Annotated in this window: 14 protein-coding genes and 5 tRNA genes; 10 read left to right on the top strand and 9 right to left on the bottom strand. The window is 38.0% G+C overall.

The window, feature by feature from the left end; all coding sequences use genetic code 11:
- Positions 1–167: 167 nt before the first annotated feature.
- From GQR47_RS17650 to GQR47_RS17630, 5 genes are all read right to left on the bottom strand, one after another.
- Positions 168–243 (bottom strand) — tRNA-Phe (locus tag GQR47_RS17650).
- Positions 244–375: 132 nt separating this feature from the next.
- Positions 376–451 (bottom strand) — tRNA-Thr (locus tag GQR47_RS17645).
- A 57-nt stretch (positions 452–508) separates the two neighbouring features.
- Positions 509–584 (bottom strand) — tRNA-Phe (locus tag GQR47_RS17640).
- Positions 585–635: 51 nt separating this feature from the next.
- A tRNA-Thr gene (locus GQR47_RS17635) sits at positions 636–711 on the bottom strand.
- Positions 712–782: 71 nt separating this feature from the next.
- A tRNA-Phe gene (locus tag GQR47_RS17630) sits at positions 783–858 on the bottom strand.
- 331 nt (positions 859–1189) lie between these two features.
- Here GQR47_RS17630 and GQR47_RS17625 point away from each other — a divergent pair.
- Positions 1190–3967 (top strand): ATP-binding protein, encoded by a 2778-nt coding sequence (locus GQR47_RS17625; protein ID WP_024597693.1) that lies wholly within the window; start codon positions 1190–1192, stop codon positions 3965–3967.
- Between the two features lie 48 nt (positions 3968–4015).
- Here GQR47_RS17625 and GQR47_RS17620 read toward each other — a convergent pair whose 3' ends face one another.
- Together GQR47_RS17620 and mutY are read right to left on the bottom strand one after the other, a co-directional pair.
- Positions 4016–4288, bottom strand: a complete 273-nt coding sequence (locus GQR47_RS17620; protein ID WP_002962543.1) for an oxidative damage protection protein — start codon at positions 4286–4288, stop codon at positions 4016–4018.
- A gap of 35 nt (positions 4289–4323) precedes the next feature.
- Positions 4324–5385, bottom strand: a complete 1062-nt coding sequence (gene mutY, locus GQR47_RS17615; RefSeq protein WP_024597692.1) for an A/G-specific adenine glycosylase — start codon at positions 5383–5385, stop codon at positions 4324–4326.
- A gap of 161 nt (positions 5386–5546) precedes the next feature.
- On the opposite strand from mutY, the gene trmB reads away from it, so the two are divergent.
- The 4 genes from trmB to arcA all read left to right on the top strand — a co-directional run bounded on the left by trmB (position 5547) and on the right by arcA (position 10335).
- Positions 5547–6275 (top strand): tRNA (guanosine(46)-N7)-methyltransferase TrmB, encoded by a 729-nt coding sequence (gene trmB, locus GQR47_RS17610; protein WP_165724219.1) that lies wholly within the window; start codon positions 5547–5549, stop codon positions 6273–6275.
- A gap of 62 nt (positions 6276–6337) precedes the next feature.
- Positions 6338–7363 carry a methyltransferase gene (locus tag GQR47_RS17605; RefSeq protein ID WP_024597691.1) on the top strand — a complete coding sequence of 342 codons (1026 nt, stop codon included), beginning with the start codon at positions 6338–6340 and terminating at the stop codon, positions 7361–7363.
- 151 nt (positions 7364–7514) lie between these two features.
- A complete protein-coding gene (locus tag GQR47_RS17600) occupies positions 7515–9119 on the top strand; it encodes a HAMP domain-containing sensor histidine kinase (RefSeq protein ID WP_024597690.1) in 1605 nt (534 codons plus the stop codon).
- A gap of 499 nt (positions 9120–9618) precedes the next feature.
- Positions 9619–10335 (top strand): two-component system response regulator ArcA, encoded by a 717-nt coding sequence (gene arcA, locus GQR47_RS17595; RefSeq protein WP_002962549.1) that lies wholly within the window; start codon positions 9619–9621, stop codon positions 10333–10335.
- A 16-nt stretch (positions 10336–10351) separates the two neighbouring features.
- Here arcA and arcB read toward each other — a convergent pair whose 3' ends face one another.
- Positions 10352–12670: an aerobic respiration two-component sensor histidine kinase ArcB gene (arcB, locus tag GQR47_RS17590; RefSeq protein ID WP_024597689.1), complete on the bottom strand. Its 2319-nt coding sequence runs from the start codon at positions 12668–12670 to the stop codon at positions 10352–10354.
- A gap of 231 nt (positions 12671–12901) precedes the next feature.
- Between arcB and folE2 the strand changes: the two genes are divergently transcribed.
- From folE2 to ampE, 4 genes are all read left to right on the top strand, one after another.
- Positions 12902–13822: a GTP cyclohydrolase FolE2 gene (gene folE2, locus GQR47_RS17585; protein WP_024597688.1), complete on the top strand. Its 921-nt coding sequence runs from the start codon at positions 12902–12904 to the stop codon at positions 13820–13822.
- Between the two features lie 115 nt (positions 13823–13937).
- On the top strand, positions 13938–14534 hold the full coding sequence (locus GQR47_RS17580) for a DUF2726 domain-containing protein (RefSeq protein WP_002962552.1): 597 nt from the start codon (positions 13938–13940) through the stop codon (positions 14532–14534).
- A gap of 122 nt (positions 14535–14656) precedes the next feature.
- Positions 14657–15364: a 5'-methylthioadenosine/S-adenosylhomocysteine nucleosidase gene (gene mtnN / locus GQR47_RS17575; protein ID WP_024597687.1), complete on the top strand. Its 708-nt coding sequence runs from the start codon at positions 14657–14659 to the stop codon at positions 15362–15364.
- Entirely contained in the window at positions 15365–16309 is a 945-nt protein-coding gene (ampE, locus tag GQR47_RS17570; protein WP_024597686.1) for a regulatory signaling modulator protein AmpE, read from the top strand.
- 64 nt (positions 16310–16373) lie between these two features.
- On the opposite strand, the gene tyrS is transcribed toward ampE, so the two are convergent.
- Positions 16374–17573: a tyrosine--tRNA ligase gene (tyrS, locus tag GQR47_RS17565; RefSeq protein WP_024597685.1), complete on the bottom strand. Its 1200-nt coding sequence runs from the start codon at positions 17571–17573 to the stop codon at positions 16374–16376.
- Positions 17574–17896: 323 nt separating this feature from the next.
- Here tyrS and GQR47_RS17560 point away from each other — a divergent pair, with 323 nt between their 5' ends.
- A complete protein-coding gene (locus GQR47_RS17560) occupies positions 17897–19210 on the top strand; it encodes a peptidoglycan DD-metalloendopeptidase family protein (protein WP_024597684.1) in 1314 nt (437 codons plus the stop codon).
- Positions 19211–19256: the final 46 nt, after the last annotated feature.

The raw sequence follows: 19256 nt of genomic DNA, 5'->3' as shown, positions 1-19256 counted from the left end.
ACCGAGTCGAACGGTTGACCTACTGATTACAAGTCAGTTGCTCTACCAGCTGAGCTAAGTCGGCACACAAAACTGTGTGCTAAGGCACGTTCAATTTTAAAGATTGAGAACTTTTATAAAGCACTTAAAATAAAAAAAACCTTGCATAAGCAAGGCTTTTCAATAAATGGTGCCTCGACGCGGAATCGAACCACGGACACGAGGATTTTCAATCCTCTGCTCTACCGACTGAGCTATCGAGGCACATAAACTGTGCTAGTTACAGATTAACGAAATTAACCTTTAACTTAATAAATGGTGCCGACTAACCGAGTCGACGGGTAATTTGAACAGACTACTGATTACAGTTTTTCTTTTCAAACTACTTTAAATAAATGGTGCCGACTAACCGAGTCGAACGGTTGACCTACTGATTACAAGTCAGTTGCTCTACCAGCTGAGCTAAGTCGGCACACAAAGCTGTGTGCTAAGGCACGTTCAATTTTAAAGATTGAGAACTTAAAGTAAATGGTGCCTCGACGCGGAATCGAACCACGGACACGAGGATTTTCAATCCTCTGCTCTACCGACTGAGCTATCGAGGCACATAAACTGTGCTAATTAATTGTTATACTTTACAATTAACTTTATATAAATGGTGCCGACTAACCGAGTCGAACGGTTGACCTACTGATTACAAGTCAGTTGCTCTACCAGCTGAGCTAAGTCGGCACACAAAACTGTGTGCTAAGGCACGCGTAATAATGTTTAAACTGTTGATTAAACACCACTACTTTAATAAATGGTGCCTCGACCCGGAATCGAACCAGGGACACGAGGATTTTCAATCCTCTGCTCTACCAACTGAGCTATCGAGGCACTTAAACAGTGCTAATTAAAAATCTTAAAGTATTTTTAATGCAATTCCCACTCATCTCTACCGACTGAGCTATCTGGGCGTGCGGCGTATTAAACGAGTTTTGCCCTTACAAGTCAACTTTTTTTTTATTCTTTATAACTGTTTGAACGGTTTTCAGACAACTCAGTGTATTTTTTATTAATAACGTTCATTTTTACCACAAATCGAACTATAAATATAAATAAATCAGACTAAAACCGTAGTGAATTATTTTTTGTAAATGTTACGATTAGCTTAGATACGTACGATAGGGACTTATCGTAGTAAAATCACATCAATTGGAAACAATCAATGCAGAGTAAATTTTCATCGCCAGTCAAAGGCTTATTACCTCTTTTTTTAATCATAAATATTGCAGTAACAGCGCTTGCTATTATTGCCCACTCATTTTATTCACAAACTGAAGTTAAGACAGCCCAACCTGCATCATCTGTTAATATTGTAACGCTTGCCGATAGATTAGACTTACCTATGGTTGATGCATTAACTATGTATGGTCAAGGTAAAGTAAGGCAGTTACTTGATTTAACGTCGTTATTAGATGATGACTTTGAATATACTCTATATCGCTTCAATGCTACATCAGATACTCAGTTGGTATATAGCAGCAGTAAACCTGCTATCGCTTCAATTAAAACTGAAAAGCATCTAGTAGAAGAAGGCATCCTACACCACTTACTGCTGTTAAACGATCAACCTATTGGCGAGCTTATTATTAAGCAAAACCTACCAACCGCTCCTTTAAGCGCTCAAAACTCTCAAGTTATTGCCTACATTATTGCGATAGCAAGCGTAGCTGCATTATTTATATTTACTTTAATGTTTAATATGTACATTAATAGTCGCTTACGAAAAAGTACTGACACTCTTACACAAGAGCTGCAGGCAATCACCGAAAATGCTAATTACAATAGTAGTGTTGATGAGCAGCTTGATATTGGTTTAGGTGTAGTGGCAAAAAACATTAACTTACTGCTACAAAAAGTACAGACTGCGATGAGTGAGAATGACGCCGCACAAAAAGAGCTTTATAAATTACAAAATGGCCTAGAAGCCGAAGTGCAAAATCGTACTATAGCGCTTGAGCAAGCCACATTAAAAGCAGAGCGAGCAAGCGAAACCAAAACGACCTTTTTAGCCACAATGAGCCACGAAATAAGAACACCGATGAATGGTGTTATAGGCACTATTGATTTACTGCGCCAGACCGAACTTGATGGCGCTCAACATCGTTTAAGTACAATTATTCGTGAATCAGCATTTTCTTTATTGAGCATTTTAGATGATATCTTAGATTTTTCTAAAATTGAGGCTGGAAAGCTAAATATTGACCCGATCCCATTTTCGGTAACCGATACCATTGAAGAAGTTGCTCGAGTGCTCTCATCAGTTGCTAAAAAACGTGAGCTTGATTTAGAACTAGCAATAGCACCAGATATTCCAGTCAACCTTACCGGTGATAGTGTGCGTGTACGTCAGGTGCTTTATAACCTATGTAGCAACGCAATTAAATTCACTAGCACTGATGAAAAAACCCAAGGCCATGTAAAAATATCAGTAGAGGTGGTTCATAATACGACTGATCACTTTACCTTACGCTTTTGCGTAACTGATAACGGTAAAGGCATGTCGCAGACGCAACTTCGCGAAATATTTAATCCATTTATTCAGGCCGAAAACTCAATTACCCGAGAATATGGTGGCACCGGTTTAGGTCTTTCTATTTGTAAAAGCTTAACTGAGCTTATGCTAGGTACTATTCATGTAACTAGTCATACCGGAATTGGCAGTGAGTTTACAGTAGAGCTGCCGTTTAGCACATCGGGTAAAATTAAGTACGCACATAAAGGTGCATTAAATGGTAAGCAAATTGTTGTAGTTAGTAATCACCTAGAACGTGAAAAAACAATGTACCGTTATTTATCGTTCATGGGCGCTAAAATAATTTATGCACACACAGAAGAAGAAATTGAAGAGCACCAGCATTCACAAGATATTATTTGGGTAGCTGATGGCATAGACAATATGGATAAAACTAATGCGCTGCTAAGACGTTTATTTTATTCATTAGAGGATTATAACCAACAAGTTGTTGTACTAAGTAAGCTTGATGAAGCAGCTATAAATCATAAAAACATTTTTTATATTAATGCCTCTCCTCTATGTAAATCTAACTTTATGCTTTCTATATTGGTGGCTGCAGGGTTACATACACCTAAGCAAATTAAAAAAACCAAAACACTTAATAACTATTTAAATGTTGAGCAGGCACGTAATTCAAACAAATTGGTTCTACTTGTTGAAGATAACCTTCTAAACCAACAAGTCCTCACCGATCAACTACATATACTGGGCTTTGGCGTTGAAATAGCTAACAACGGTGAAGAAGGTCTAGATATGTGGAGAAAAGGTGATTACTCACTTATTTTAACCGACTTACACATGCCTAAAATGTCGGGTTACGATATGGTCGAAAAAATCCGTAATGAAGCAGAGTTATTAGAATCGATTGATGCACAGCCTTACATTATTGCAGTAACAGCAAACGCACTTAAAGGCGAAAAAGAGCGCTGTTTAGCAGTAGGTATTAACGACTTCATTACCAAACCTATAGAGCTAAACGCGTTAGAAGAAACTCTAAAACGTTGGAGCGATAAACAAAGCCAAAACCCAAATGTAGTTATTCATCAAACTATGGCACTACCTATTGATATGGAAGCTGTTGCCAAATATGTAAACGGTGATGACGCTAAGCAAATTCGTTTTTTCAAAATGTATTTAGAACAAAGCCAAGGCTTAATTAAGAGTATTAATTCCGGCGTTATGGTTAACGATTTAAATGAGATTATTGAGGGGTGTCATCAATTAAAATCGATCTCCAAGACAATTGGTGCCCAAACGGTGGCAGAACTTTCAAGTGCATTTGAAGATAAATGTAAAGAAGGTGAACTCACAACCGATGAATTAATAGAGTTAAGAGATAAGCTGGAAATTGAATACTCTAAAGCTGCTCAATTTTTAAAGGAACAAATTAAAATATCTGAGCAAGAAGATGAGTTAAATGAATAAATAAACATAAAAAAAGGGCTTAATAGCCCTTTTTTTATGTTTAAAACATTACTTTTCAGGCGGTCGATAACCTTCAATTTCTACATCTTTATTTTCAAACAAAAAGCCAACCATTTGCTCTTCTAAAAATGTGCGGTGTTCTGGGTCCATCATATTTAAATGCTTTTCGTTAATAAGCATTGTTTGTTTATGTTGCCACTGAGCCCACGCTTCTTTAGAGATGTTATTAAAAATCTTTTCACCAATTTCACCAGGGTATAACTGAAAGCCAAGCCCTTCGGCTTCTTTTTGTAACTTTTGACAAAATACTGTACGTGCCATGATTGATTCTCTCTAACGCTAAATATGGGGCTATTCTATACTATTGCTGTAATTTGTTTAACCAACTTTTTAGTTGGCGCTGCTAGGCCAACCTCTATTGATTGATCAAGCGGATACCAGATTAATTGCTTATCGTTTACCACATCAGGAGTTTTCTTAACATTGAGCACATGCGGGTTAATCCTCAATTCAAAATGTGAAAACACATGAATAAACGCTTCAAGCTCTACTAAACTAGCCTCTAGGCCTTGCTGAGCTAAAAATATTTGAAGCTCTTCGTACTCATTAAATTCAAAAAAACCAAACAATCCGCCCCAAATACCGCTGTTAGGGCGTTTTTCCATAAGCACTTTATCACCACACTGAATAATTAACTGATGGCAACTCTTTTTAGGAACTGCTTTTTTAGGTTTAGAATGTGGAAACTCTTTTACTTTACCTGCATTAAAAGCACCACAGCCTGAGTTTAATGGGCAAGCCTCGCAATCAAACCGGCTGCGTGAGCAAACGCTAGACCCTAAATCCATCATAGCTTGATTAAACTCAGTAACATTATCTTTAGGCGTTAACTGCTCTGATAAATGCCAAAGCTGGTTTTCGACTTTTTTAACGCCGTACCAGCCCTCAATCATAAAATAGCGCGCTAAAACTCGCTTCACGTTCCCATCTAAAATAGGGTGATGCTGTCCAAGCGACAATGATAAAACAGCCCCTGCAGTAGAGCGCCCTATTCCAGGTAAATCCATTACTTCCTCAAGTGTTTTCGGAAACTCACCTTGGTATTTGTCACGCACTATTTTAGCTGTTTTGTGTAGGTTACGCGCACGAGCGTAATACCCTAAGCCGGTCCAGTGATGCAGTACTAAGTCTTCATCCGCATCAGCTAAAGCGATAATATCTGGAAAGCTTTGCATAAACTTTTCAAAGTATGGAATAACAGTAATAACTTGGGTTTGCTGCAGCATTACTTCAGACACCCACACTTTATAAGGTGTTTTACCTAGCTGCCACGGGAGTGTTTTACGCCCATGAAGGTGATACCAATCAACAACTTGATTAGAAAAGCAGTGTGACTGTTCTTTATTTAAATCCAACATTTTTAACTTTTACTGATGCCCAATGGCGGCTCAGTCTATTGCAGTTAACAAAAAGATCAAGCTATACGGGGTGTAAAACCAGCTAATACTTGTGATTGCGGCCTCGGTCAGGGATAATATGCAACCAATTTTAAACACATTGTTTTTGTCAGGCCAATAATATGAGTGAATCAAGCAACACTAACCTTGAGCAAGCTAAGCAAGAAGGTAAATACATCCGCACCATTCGCAGTTTTGTAAAACGCGAAGGTCGATTAACCAAAGGCCAAGCCGCTGCAATCGAAAAATGCTGGCCAACAATGGGCCTAGAGCATAAAAACGGTATGCTTGATTTAAGCGAAGTTTTTGGCAACAACAACGATGTAGTAGTAGTAGAAATTGGTTTTGGTATGGGTAAGTCGCTTGTCGAAATGGCAACAAATGCCCCTCACCTAAACTTTATCGGTATTGAAGTACACCGCCCAGGCGTTGGTGCTTGTTTAATGGATGCCGATGAAGCAGGCATTACCAACTTACGTATTTTTGAACACGATGCAGTTGAAGTACTTGCAGATTGCATACCTAATGAAAGCTTAACAACACTACAACTATTTTTCCCTGACCCTTGGCATAAAAAGCGTCACCACAAACGCCGTATTGTACAAACTGAGTTTGTTGAAAAGCTAAGAGCCCAACTTAAAATGGGTGGCGTTTTTCATATGGCAACAGACTGGGAAAACTACGCAGAGCACATGCTCGAAGTAATGAATGTAGCTCCTGGTTTTAAAAACCAATCAGAAACAAATGATTATGTTCCTCGTCCAGATTTGCGCCCGCTTACTAAGTTTGAGCAACGCGGACATCGCCTAGGTCATGGCGTGTGGGATTTAATGTTTGAGCGCACAGAATAATTAAATTTAATTACTCACTTTTACTTTTATAAAACTAAATATACTGTAAGGCAAAGCCATTTATGAGCGTACTAACCAACCCAAGTTTACTGTTACTTCGTAATAGCGAGGCACTAACGGGCAAATCTATCTTGGTGGTCAACTTTGTTCAAGATGGCTTTTTAACAGAGCTTAAAAAACTTAATCCGCAAAGCAAAGTAACTGCGTTTAGCTACAACCATGCTAACGGAGAGTTTGCTAAGAACACCAAAGATGTTGATGTTCATGTAAGCCACACAATACCTGGTAACGACTACGATTTAGTTATTCTTTACTACCCTAAATCAAAACCAGAGTTATTAATGGCACTTGATAATATTCGGTCTGCTATTACTGATGATGCCGAACTATTAGTAGTAGGTGAAAACAAAAGTGGTGTTAAGTCAATTGAAAAGCAATTAGCTGGTAAAGCTGAGTTTAGTAACAAGATTGATTCAGCTAAGCACTGCGTTCTTTACTCATTTGCTGAAATTTCTAAGCACCATCACTTTGATATTACGACTTACCATAAAAAGTTTGTTGTTAATGTTGCCGACACTGAATTTACAGCTATTAGTGTTCCTGGAGTGTTTAATCACGGTAGCTTAGATATAGGAACGAAAGTTCTACTGGAAAACGCACCGACAATTAAGCAAGGCAAAGTTCTCGACTTTGGTTGTGGCGCAGGTTTAATAGCAACTTTTTTAGGGCTTCATAATCCAGCACTTGAGTTTGTGTGTAGTGATGTAAGTGCGCTGGCAACTTATGCAACACAGCAAACCCTAAAGCTTAACAACATCAATGGTGAGGCTATATTAAGTGACGGCCTTAAAAGCATTAATGGCAAGTTTGATTTAATTATTAGCAATCCACCTTTTCATACTGGTATTGCAACCGACTACACAGTAGCAGAAACATTTTTAGCTAATGCAAAACAGCATTTAACTAAATTAGGGAAGCTAAATATTGTTGCTAACAGCTTTTTAAAGTACCCGCCTATTTTAGAAACTCAGTTTGAAAGCTATCAAACTGTATTTAAGAACAATAAATTTGCTGTATATAGCAGCTAATTTAAATTTGTAAAATGATTGAGCACAAACGTGCTCAAGCTAACTTTCGAATAAATATAAGAATTAATTTAGTTTTTTTCCTTCATTTTTCCACGTCTTTGCTAAACTAAAACTCTAAATAATTAAAATTAACTCAGGCGATAATGAAATAATGCCTAAAAAAGTTCATCAAAGTAGCATTCGAAAAGCACTCATTAATTTGATCATGCTTATTACAGCTATTTGCTTATCGTTATCTATTTCTATCTCTACGTATTTAAGCGTGAAAGAACAAAAGCAATTAATAGTTAATAAGCTTGTTATTCTTTCTGAAATTGTAGCTTTTGATGCTGGGCAATCGGTAATTGAAGATGATCGTAAAACAGAAGAAAAACGCCTCAAGTCATTTGAAAAGATCCCTCTTGTAAAAAACATACATATTTACTCAATAGAAAAAGCATCCCAAAAGCCTGTTTTCTTTATTAGCTTTAATGCTAAAAAAACACCTCCTGTGCCACTGAGAATAGACAGTGTAGAAGAGCTAAAAACACCACGAATTACGAGTGACCATATTGAGCTAACCCGCCCTATTTACGATAACGAACAAGTAGTAGGTTATGTGTATATGCGAGGAAGCCTCGAGAGTTTAGAGGTTTATATTGAGAGAAAAATATTAATAGACGTGTTATTAACATTATTAATTCTGGCGCTTGTTTACTTTATTGCTATTAAAGTTCAACGACGTATAGCTAAGCCAATAGAGCAATTAAGCATGTTATTGCAGGATGTGTCTAAAAATCATAACTACGATGCACGCGCACCAGTAACTGATGTAAAAGAAATAAGTGCTCTTTCAAATAGTTTAAATATCATGCTTACGCGTACAAAAAAACAACTTGAACGCCACGAAAAAGATAAGCAAGAAATCAAACAACTAAACCTAAGCCTTGAAGAAAAAGTAAACCAACGAACAATCGCCCTTAGAGAGGCAAATCAAGAGCTTTTATCAACTCTTGAGCGGATGCATCAATACCAAACACAAATTGTTGAAAACGAAAAAATGGCATCTTTAGGGCAAATGGTTGCAGGTGTTGCCCATGAAGTTAACACACCAATAGGGCTAGGTATTACCGGTTCTACGTTACTTAGAGATAAACTAGCAGACATACAGCAAAGCTTTGATGACAAAAAACTTACCTCAAGCCATCTAAAACGCTTTATAGATGAAGGTATTGAAAACTTAGATTTAATTTACCGCAACTTAAATCGTGCAGCTGACCTTATATCTAACTTTAAAAAAGTAGCGGTTATTCAAGATGACGGTGTAAATACCTATATTAATGTGCACAAATTAATAAGTGATGTTTTAACATCGATTCAATCTGAATTATTGCCCAAAAAGCCTGTTGTAACTATCAACTGTCCGACCGACTTGGCTATTCATAGTAAGTCTGAACCTCTACAACAAGTTTTTCAGCAGTTACTTATGAACTCTGTAATTCATGGATTTATAGGTAAAGAAAACAATGAAATTCGCTTTGACGTAGAACTCGTCGGGAAAAAATTAACAATCGTTTATTCTGACAATGGTCAGGGCGTTGACAAAAACATTAAAAATAGAATTTTTGACCCATTCGTAACTTCAAAGCGCGGGCAAGGCGCAAGTGGCTTAGGCATGCACTTAGTTTATAACCTAGTAACACAAGCACTTGGCGGAAGAGTGATGTTTGATCTTGAAGAAAAACGCGGTGCTCGCTTTATAATTACTATTCCTTAAATAAAGATCATTAAAAAGTGCATATATTTAAAATTTATCCTTGAATTAGCATTTAATGACCTCATTAATGAGGCATGTGATAAGTGCGTAACATTATTTAATTGCTTTAAATAAATATTACCAAGCGATTTATGAACTTTTTTATCTTTGCTGTATCACATACATTGATGAAAGGTTAAAAGGTTAAAAAGTGATATAGTTTTGCTTTGAATTAGTCTGATTATTTTAAGTACCTTGTTTAATTGAATGATATGTCAATTATCAAAGGAAAATGGCTTCGACTTTATGATTCAAATAGCTACATCCATGTATATATCAATTAAACAGTAGTTTTTGCACTGCCCTTTTTTAGTAGACTTTGGACACCCTACTGTTTTATTTTTATCCAATTTGTTTTTTCCTTGTTAACAAATGGGTATAATCCTATAATCTCTAGTAATCGGTTATAAATTAGTCACCGATTTTTTATAAATAATATATTCCAAAAGGTTAATTAATAATGCAAACGCCAGTCATTCTAATCGTAGAAGATGAAGACGTAACTCGACTGAACCTAGTTAGTTTATTTGAAGCTGAAGGGTACAAAGTTATTGAAGCCATTGATGGCGATGATATGCATGACAAGCTTACAAATAACGATGACGTTAATCTTGTAGTTATGGATATCAACCTTCCTGGTAAAAACGGTCTTATTTTAGCCCGTGAATTACGCCAAAAGCGTAAAGTAGGTCTTATATTCCTAACTGGTCGTGATAACGATGTTGACCGTATTTTAGGTCTTGAAATTGGCGCAGATGACTACGTTACTAAACCGTTCAACCCGCGTGAATTAACTATCAGAGCTCGCAACCTTATTACTCGTACTGCCTTAGGTGGTGAAGAGTCAGCACTAGAAACAAATGGTGTTATTACGTTTAATGGTTGGGAACTTGATGAAAACAGCCGTTGTCTTACTTCTCCAAATGGCGACGCTAAGCGTTTACCTAAAGGTGAGTACAGAGCACTTCGTTTAATGCTTGATTCTCCAGGTCGCATTTTCAGCCGTGAGCAATTAATTAAGCACATGACAGGCCGTGAGCTTCGCGCAAATGACCGTACTGTTGACGTTACTATTCGTCGCATTCGTAAGCATTTTGAAAGTGATAACTCAACGTCTGAGTTAATCAGCACCATCCATGGTGAAGGTTACCGTTTCATTGGTAAAATTGACGCTTAATTAGAGCTAATTAGTTTCACTCTAATTGCTGTAAAAATAAATGAAGGGCTTTTTGTCCTTCATTTATTTTATCTGCCAGAATATCTAACCACTGCTTTAACACCTCATTAGATTCATCAATCGCACCATGTTCCATTATTTTGGCATGAAGCTGCACATCATTAAGACCTACTGAGCCAGCCGCACCTTTGAGTTTATGCGCTACTGATTCATACTCTTCTCTATCACCAGTATTTAATGAAGTAAGTAACTCTTGCTGATATTGTGGACTTAGCTTTTCGAATAGCTGACTACTGCGTCTAAACACAACTAAGCCCATCGAATTGACAAAGTCTTCTATTGTTTCCATATCTAATAAGTGTGCATCAATGCCTTTAAGGGCTTCTTCACTTACTTTTAACAGCGGCTCTGTGCATTCACTTTGCTTAATTCCAAATAAATCAGCCAGCATTTTATCAAGCTTCACCGTGTTAATTGGTTTAGCAAGCGCCCCTTGTATTGATATGCCTTCAAGCTCTTCCTCAGCACTACGAACATTGGCCGTAAGTGCCACGATAGGTAATTTATCAAAGTGACTATCTGAGCGTATTTGCTTGGCAACTACGTCACCATTTATATCAGGCAATTGCATATCAAGTAATACTAAATCTAAGTCATCTTCAGTTTCGACAAACGAGAGTGCATCTTCACCGGTTTCAGCCCACAACACCTCATGCCCGCGTTGCTCTAATAAGTTTGTAGCAATTTCGGCGTTAAGAGGTACATCTTCTACTAGTAAAATATACAAACCACGACCAACATAACTTTGCTCTGTTGGTGCTACACATAGACTAAGCGGTATTTGAACTGTAAAGCAACTTCCTTCGCCCTCAGTACTATTTACTGTAATTATCCCTTTCATCGCACTTACAAGTGCCTTAGTTACAGCCAAACCAATACCGGAACCTATTGCGTTAGTCCCTTTTAAATCTGGCGCTTTGTAATACATATCAAATATATGAGCAAGCTGCTCTGGCGGAATACCTTGGCCGGTATCCGATACTTTCATAACTAACCATGGGCCTTCAACTCTGTTTTCTCGGCTACATTCAAGTGTTACCTTTCCTTGCTGTGTAAACTTAACGGCATTATTAATTAAGTTCCAAACAACTTGGCGTAAGCGAGTTGGGTCGAGCTGTGCGTAAATATCCAGCACCCCATTGCGCTTAATATCAAACTCTAGCTCTTTTTGCTCCGCGATTAAGCCCGCAAAGTTAACAACGTCATTTATAAAGTCTGATACGTTAATAGAGTTGGTCACTATATCGAGCTGATCTCTATCTATTTTGTCTAAATCAATAATATCGTTAAAAATATTGCCAAGCGTTTCAGCACTCGAAAATATAGTATTACCCCAACTACGCTGCTGTTTGTTTAAGTCAGTATCAAGCAGCATTCGTGTTAAACCAACAATACCATTGAGCGGTGTACGTAGTTCATGGCTTAATGTGGCAATAAACTTACCTTTGTCTTTATAGGCCGTTTCGAGCGCTTGAGCGGCCTCCTTACGACTTGTGATATCACGACCAAAGCCCAGTAGACCAATGTAATCACCTTCATCATTTATAAAAGGTAATTTACGCAGCTCAAACCAACGCGTTTCGCCATTTACCTCATAACCCACATCAATGGTTAGTGCTTTATGGCTTTGCTCTACTTCTTTATCGGTTTTCAAAACTTCAGATAAAAACTGACTAGGGAATATTTGCTCAACCGTTTTGCCAATTAGTTCGCTACTTGATTTGCCCATTACTTCTTCAAACATTTTATTACAACCAGCAAACACGCCATTGTTATCGCGGTAATAAAATAAATCAGGAGATGAATCAACTATTGAGCGCTGCAGCATGCTTTGTTGAGCAAGTTCTTGTTGTGTTTTTTTACGCTCAGCAATTTCTCGTCGTAGTTCTTCAATAGCGCGGTGCTTGGCATGAAATGCCATTTTACGCTCATCAATTTCGATGTTTAGACGGTTAATGTTATCTTTTAGGGTTTGATTTAAAAGCTTTTCTTGCTTGGTGGCGCTATCTAAATAAGCATATGAGGCATCTAGTTGTCGAATTGAATTAAGCAACACACTTATTATTAAAGGAGACACTACAGCCGTAAAAAATACCACGGCTAAAATATCAACAAGGTGTAATTCGCCTATCGCCACATAATAAAACATGCTCGATAAAATAAGAGATACAGTTAAAAATAAAGTGTAACAAATAGCAGCGGTTTTAAATTCACCAAATCGCGTTATTGAGCTGGAAAGTACCCGAGCCCAAGGGCTCAAAGAATAATCGGTCATACGTAATTTTATCTCTTAGCTGTGTACTTAATATAAAGAAGGCAATGCGTATGTATAAACATACCATTTTCCCAGATTTTAGCATTTTTCTCCTACCACTACTCACGTTGTGCGATAAAAACAGAATTTTTCATGTTTGATTTAGCTCATCTATTAAACTCATCATTTCAGCAATAAATTATTTAGTGTAAAATGCCCCGCTTTATTATCCCCAAAATACGAGTAGCGCACATGCAAACCAATATGCCAGATATAGCAGACACTGCACCCGCTTTACAAACAGGTAAATTAGACTGGGTTGGCATGGGCGAAATAGAACTGCCATTTATTTTTGAATCCCGAGACTTATCTCCAGTTACAGTAAACGCCAAAGCGCGTGCATTTGTAAATTTACATAAAGAAGATGCCAAAGGCATTCATATGTCACGTCTATTTTTGGCACTTGATCTGCTTTCAACCGAGCAGCAAGTCAATCCGCAAACAATAGCGCAGGCACTCGATACCTTTATAACTAGCCACGAAGGGCTGAGCAATAAAGCACAAATTGAATTTAAATTTGAATTACCGCTACGCCGTAAGTCACTATTAAGTGGCAAAGCGGGCTGGAAAAGCTACCCAGTTGTACTTACCAGTACAATTGAAAATAACGTTATTAGCTACGAGCTAACCGTAGATGTTACTTATTCTTCAACGTGCCCATGCTCTGCTGCACTTGCGCGCCAGCTTATACAAAACGCGTTTAACGAAAAGTTTAACCAAGAAACCTTAAGCCAAAAAGATGTGCACGAATGGCTAGGCACTACACAAGGTATTGTAGCGACTCCCCACTCGCAGCGCTCTATTGCCAACGTAAAAGTAAAGCTTGATAGCAACATTCAAGAATTTGACGTAGTTACGCTAATTAACACTCTTGAAGCTGAGCTTAAAACACCAGTACAAGCAGCAGTAAAACGTGAAGATGAGCAAGAATTTGCCCGTTTGAATGGTCAAAACCTTATGTTTTGTGAAGATGCAGCGCGTAAAATTAAAGCATTGCTAGAGGCAAACCATTACAGTGATTATTGGCTGCAAATAAACCACTATGAGTCACTGCATGCACACGATGCTGTAGCTATTGCAGTAAAGGGTATTAAAGGAGGCTACAAAGCTTAATCGCTGTGTAGCTATTGCTTGTAAACCAGTCGGTAATTATTTTATAACCCATACTTTTTAGGCACGTAAATTGCTTTGTTTGAGCAGTGTCAATTTGTTGTTATGGAGTTACCGTATGGAATTCGCTTTATTATTAATCCTAGTATTAGTTGTCGGGGCCTCTGTTGTTGCGTCAAAATTTAATGACGATGGCGGAAACCCGTATCCTTTTACTCGCAAGCAAACTGTTTTTACGCAGGTTGAAGGCGCTTTTTTAAATCTTCTCGAGCGTGCTGTTGGCGATCAATATAAAATTGTTAGTCGCGTTAAGTTAATCGACGTTATTGACTGTAAGCAAGGCCTTTCAGTAAAGTCTAAACGTGCTGCTTTAGCTAAAGCTAAAAATAAGCAACTCGACTTTGTATTAATCGATAAAGAAAAACTAACAATCATTGCTGCTGTTGACCTAGTTAACAATGCCAACAAAGATGGCCACAAAGCTCAACGCGACTGGTTTGTAAACGGTGCACTAGAGTCTGCGGGCATTCCACATATTCGTATGAAAGTTAAATCGGGCTACCGCCCTTCTGAAGTACGCGATGCAATTATGTTTAAACTTGGTAAGCCTGCAGCAACACAAACTCAGCGCCCTGTTCGTAACCGCTCACATAAGCCAGCGGTACTTTCACCTTCTCAGGCTAAAGCGCAAACCACCGCGTTAGCTGAAATTTAAAAAACGAATTAAATACTCTCCTAAAAAGTATTTAAAGCGAGCTCATAAACAAGCTCGCTTTTTTGTTTTTTATTGCTAACTTCACGTATAATCAAGTGATTCAAACTCAGGAATTAAACTTTATGAATGTTGGTATTATTGGCGCAATGGAGCCAGAAGTTAAAATTTTACGTGAAGCTATGCAAAACCCACAAATTTTAACTAAAGCAGGTTTCACTTTTTATACTGGCGAGTTGGCTGGTAACACGGTGACACTTGTTCAATCTGGTATTGGTAAAGTCGCATCAACTATTGCAACTACCTTACTGATCGATAACTTCAAACCTGATTGCATAATTAACACAGGCTCAGCCGGTGGATTCGATCCTTCTCTTAGTGTAGGCGATGTAGTAATTTCGTCAGAAGTACGTCACCACGATGTAGACGTAACTGCTTTTGGCTACGAAATTGGCCAAGTACCACAAATGCCGGCAGGCTTTGCAGCACACCCTAAATTAGTTGAAGCAGCACAGCAAACTATCGAACAAATCAGTGATGTTAAAACACTCGTTGGCTTAATTTGTACTGGTGACACATTTATGTGTGACCCTATACGCATTGATAAAGCACGTAGTGATTTTCCTACAATGCTTGCTGTTGAAATGGAAGGCGCTTCAATTGCACAAACGTGTTTTACGCTAAACACACCATTTGTTGTAATTCGCTCAATGTCTGATATTGCTGGTAAAGAGTCACCACAATCATTTGAAGAATACCTAGAAACAGCATCAATCAACTCATCTAAAATGGTTGTTGCACTTTTAGAAAAGCTTACAGCAGTATCTCTGTAAATGCTTAGCAATATTGTTCAAAATCACTTGGACTTTATTGCCTTTATACTAGCGCTCCTTGCTGAGCGCTTTATTCCCCTTATTAGCTGGTATCATCCTAATACGGCGTTAAATGCTGTTTTTAGTGCTATTGGCAAACGTATATACAAAAGCAAAGAACCTAAAAGCTATCAATATTTGGCAGCTATACTCGCAAGCTCACTTATTTTAAGTGTCATTCTCATTATTGTAGTGTTGCTACTCGAGTTTGCTTTTTATCCTGAATTACTCGCTGGCCTTATTTTATACTTATGCTTAGAAAGTAAGAGCATTGATAAAAAAGCACTTCGCATTGCAAAGCTAACTAAACAAAATCAAAAATCCACAGCGCGCGAATTACTAAAGCCACTGCTTGCCCGTGAAGTTAATAGGCTTTCATCTGCTGGTATTATCAAAGCATTAACTGAGAGCTTAATACTGCGCACTGCTCGATACTATTTCGTAGTCATATTTATATTTTTAGCATTTGGTCCTATTGCTGCCCTTGCCTATCGGTTACTTACCTTAATACAACAAGCATGGCGTAGTGATATCCCCCCAAATAGTTACTTTTTAAAACCGCTTAAAACACTCTTGTTTATTATTGAATACATTCCGATGCGCTTACTCGCTTTAACTATTGCAGCAAGTCGAGCAAGCAAACAAAGCATGCATTATATAAAGCATTATGGCAGGCATTTTTATCAAACAAATACAGGCTGGCTCTTAAGCACATGTTCTGCATCACTTGGCGTGCAGCTGGGCGGGCCTGCAGTTTATTTAGGTACTCGCTTTAATAAAATGCGTATTGGCACTGATAGACTACCTACACCCGAGGATGTACCTGTAATAATTAATAGGTTAAATCAGGCCCGTGTATTTTGGTTGTTAGTAATAGCCAGCATTGAAATATTAAAATTGATTTAAAGGGCTCAAAATACGAGCACAAAAAAAACCAGCCGAGGCTGGTTTTTTAGTTTTTAAACTGTGCTTAAGCTACAGTAATATTTGCAAACTTACGTTTACCTACTTGGTAAATAGCCGTTGTGCCTTTTGCTATTTCAAGTTTGGTATCAGTGATTTTATCTTCACCGTTAAGTTTAACTGCACCTTGCTTAATCATACGCATTGCTTCTGATGTACTTAATACTAAATTTGCTTCTTTAAGCAAGTTAGCAATTAAAATAGTATCTTCTGCAATAGTGATTGTTAGCTCTGGGATTTCATCTGGTAACGCTTTTTTCTGAAAACGCTGAATAAAATCATCATGTGCACCTTGTGCATCAGCTTCACTATGAAAACGAGCAATTAGCTCTTTAGCTAGTTCAATTTTAATATCGCGCGGATTCGTACCTTGATCAACACGTTCTTTTTGAGCTGCAATTTCTTCAATAGAAAGCGCACTTAATAAGTCGTAGTAACGCCACATTAGCACATCACTAATTGACATTATTTTACCAAACATATCGTTAGGTGCATCAGTAATACCAATGTAGTTACCAAGCGACTTAGACATTTTTTGAACGCCGTCAGTACCTTCAAGTAATGGCATCATTAATACTGTTTGCGGCTTTTGACCTTCTACTTTTTGTAGCTCACGGCCCATTAACAAGTTAAAGCGCTGATCAGTACCACCTAGTTCAACATCTGACTCTAGTGCAACCGAATCCCAACCTTGTACCAGTGGATATAAAAACTCATGAATTGCAATTGGTTGGCCGCTTCCATAACGCTTTTTAAAGTCATCACGTTCAAGCATACGTGCTACGGTTTGGTTTGCAGCAAGTTTAATCATGCCTGCAGCGCCTAACTTTTCCATCCAAGTAGAGTTAAATGCAACAGTGGTTTTAGCAGGATCTAGAATTTTGAATACTTGTTCTTTATATGTTTCGGCATTGGCTAGTACGTCTTCACGAGTAAGTGGTTTACGCGTTACGTTTTTCCCCGTTGGGTCACCAATCATGCCAGTAAAGTCACCAATTAAGAAAATAACCTCATGACCTAAATCCTGAAAGGTTTTCATTTTATTAATTAGTACAGTGTGTCCTAAGTGTAAATCAGGCGCTGTAGGATCAAAGCCTGCTTTTATTTTTAGCTTCTTGCCCGACTTTAGTTTTTCAACTAGTTCGTCTTCAATTAATATTTCTTCTGCACCGCGTTTTATCTCTGCTAGAGCGGTTTGTAAATCCACTGTGTATTACTCCAAAATTCTGCCGACGAAGGGGCGACTAGTTACTTGCGTAGTCACGGTTTAATAAAGGTTTAAACCGAATAAATAGATGTAGCTAACATAACAAATTTCTACCTAATTAAAACAACTTTTTAAGTGATTCATGCAACTAAACTAAATCAATTGAGTCTTAGCTAGGTAGAGCGTTAAAAAAGGCTTTCTAAGCCCGATTTTAGCGTAGTTTAAGGTCAGTTTAAATCTACAAAACACTAGTATTCGTACATTATTAAGTATATCCTGCAATATTATGTATTTATTATCTTGACAGCAGAAAAAGGCACGTTATGGTTCACGTGGTTCACACGCTCCCCAAAAAACACAAATTGCTTATTCTAGGTTTGGTTTCTGCTATTGTTGGCTTAGCCTTTCTTCCTTCTGAAAAAGCCACTGCATCCAAAGACAATAGTGCAAATGCACTAGAAATTGGTAAGCGCTATGAGTTACAAGTTAAAGTTGATAACAACGAAAAATTAACTGAGTTAAATTCAGAGCAAGCAGCAGAAAAGTTACCAGAATACGACTTTGTCGATCATAAAGTTAAAAATGGCGACAATTTAGCAATTATCTTTAAGCGTGCTGGTTTTTCGGCTCAAACGCTTCATAAACTAATTAACACTAATGCTGAGACTCGCAAGCTGACTAAAATTCACCCAGGTGAAATACTTAGTTTTGCGACAGCTGAAGATGGCTCCTTAGCTCAACTGCGCTATGTGATTTCAAAAACCGATACTTTATTTGTTACCTTAAACGAAGAAGGTAATTACGATACAGCTATTGATAGCAAAGAAATTGAAACGCTAACCAAAACCGCTGGCGGCGAAATATCTAACAATTTTTGGACTTCAGCAATTGCAGCAGGTTTAAGCGAACGCCAAATAATGAACTTTGCTGACATATTTGGTTGGGATGTTGATTTTGCAAACGACATTCGTAAAGGCGATGTATTTGGCTTAATTTACGAGTCTCACTATGTTGATGGCGAGTTTATTGGTACTGGTAAAATTATTGCAGCTGAATTTGTAAACCAAGGTCAGCGCTTTGCAGCTATTCGCCATACCGACGGCAATTTTTATACGCCTGAAGGGCGTAGCATGAAAAAAGCATTTTTACGTGCGCCTGTAAGCTTTAAATATATTAGTTCGAGCTTTAATCCTCGCCGCTTACACCCTGTTACTGGGCAAGTTAGAGCCCACCGTGGTATCGACTTTGCTGCACGCACTGGCACACCTGTTGTTGCATCTGGTAACGGTAAAGTAATTAAAGCCGGTTACAGCAAGTACAACGGTAACTACGTATTTATTAGCCATGGCACGCAATATGTAACTAAGTACTTACACCTAAATAAGAAGCTAGTTAAAACGGGCCAAAAAGTTAAACAGGGCCAACAAATTGGTACTGTAGGTTCTACAGGTCGTGTTACTGGTGCACATTTGCACTATGAGTTTTTAGTAAATGGCGTTCACCGTAATCCTAAAACTGTAAAACTTCCTAAGTCAGAGCCATTACCTCGCTCAGAACTTGCCAAGTTTAAACCTATTGCTGATAACTTTATTGCCCAGCTTGAGCGCAATCGCGAGCTACAGTTAGCACTTAAATAAAGTTTATCAATAAACATTAAAAAAGCCTTTGCAGGTTTAACCTGCA

Origin of the sequence: Pseudoalteromonas sp. Z1A2, from assembly GCF_011378755.1 — a bacterium.
Taxonomy (GTDB): domain Bacteria; phylum Pseudomonadota; class Gammaproteobacteria; order Enterobacterales; family Alteromonadaceae; genus Pseudoalteromonas; species Pseudoalteromonas distincta.
Note: the sequence above shows the minus strand (reverse complement) of the source record. Positions and strands in the feature narration are given on the sequence as shown.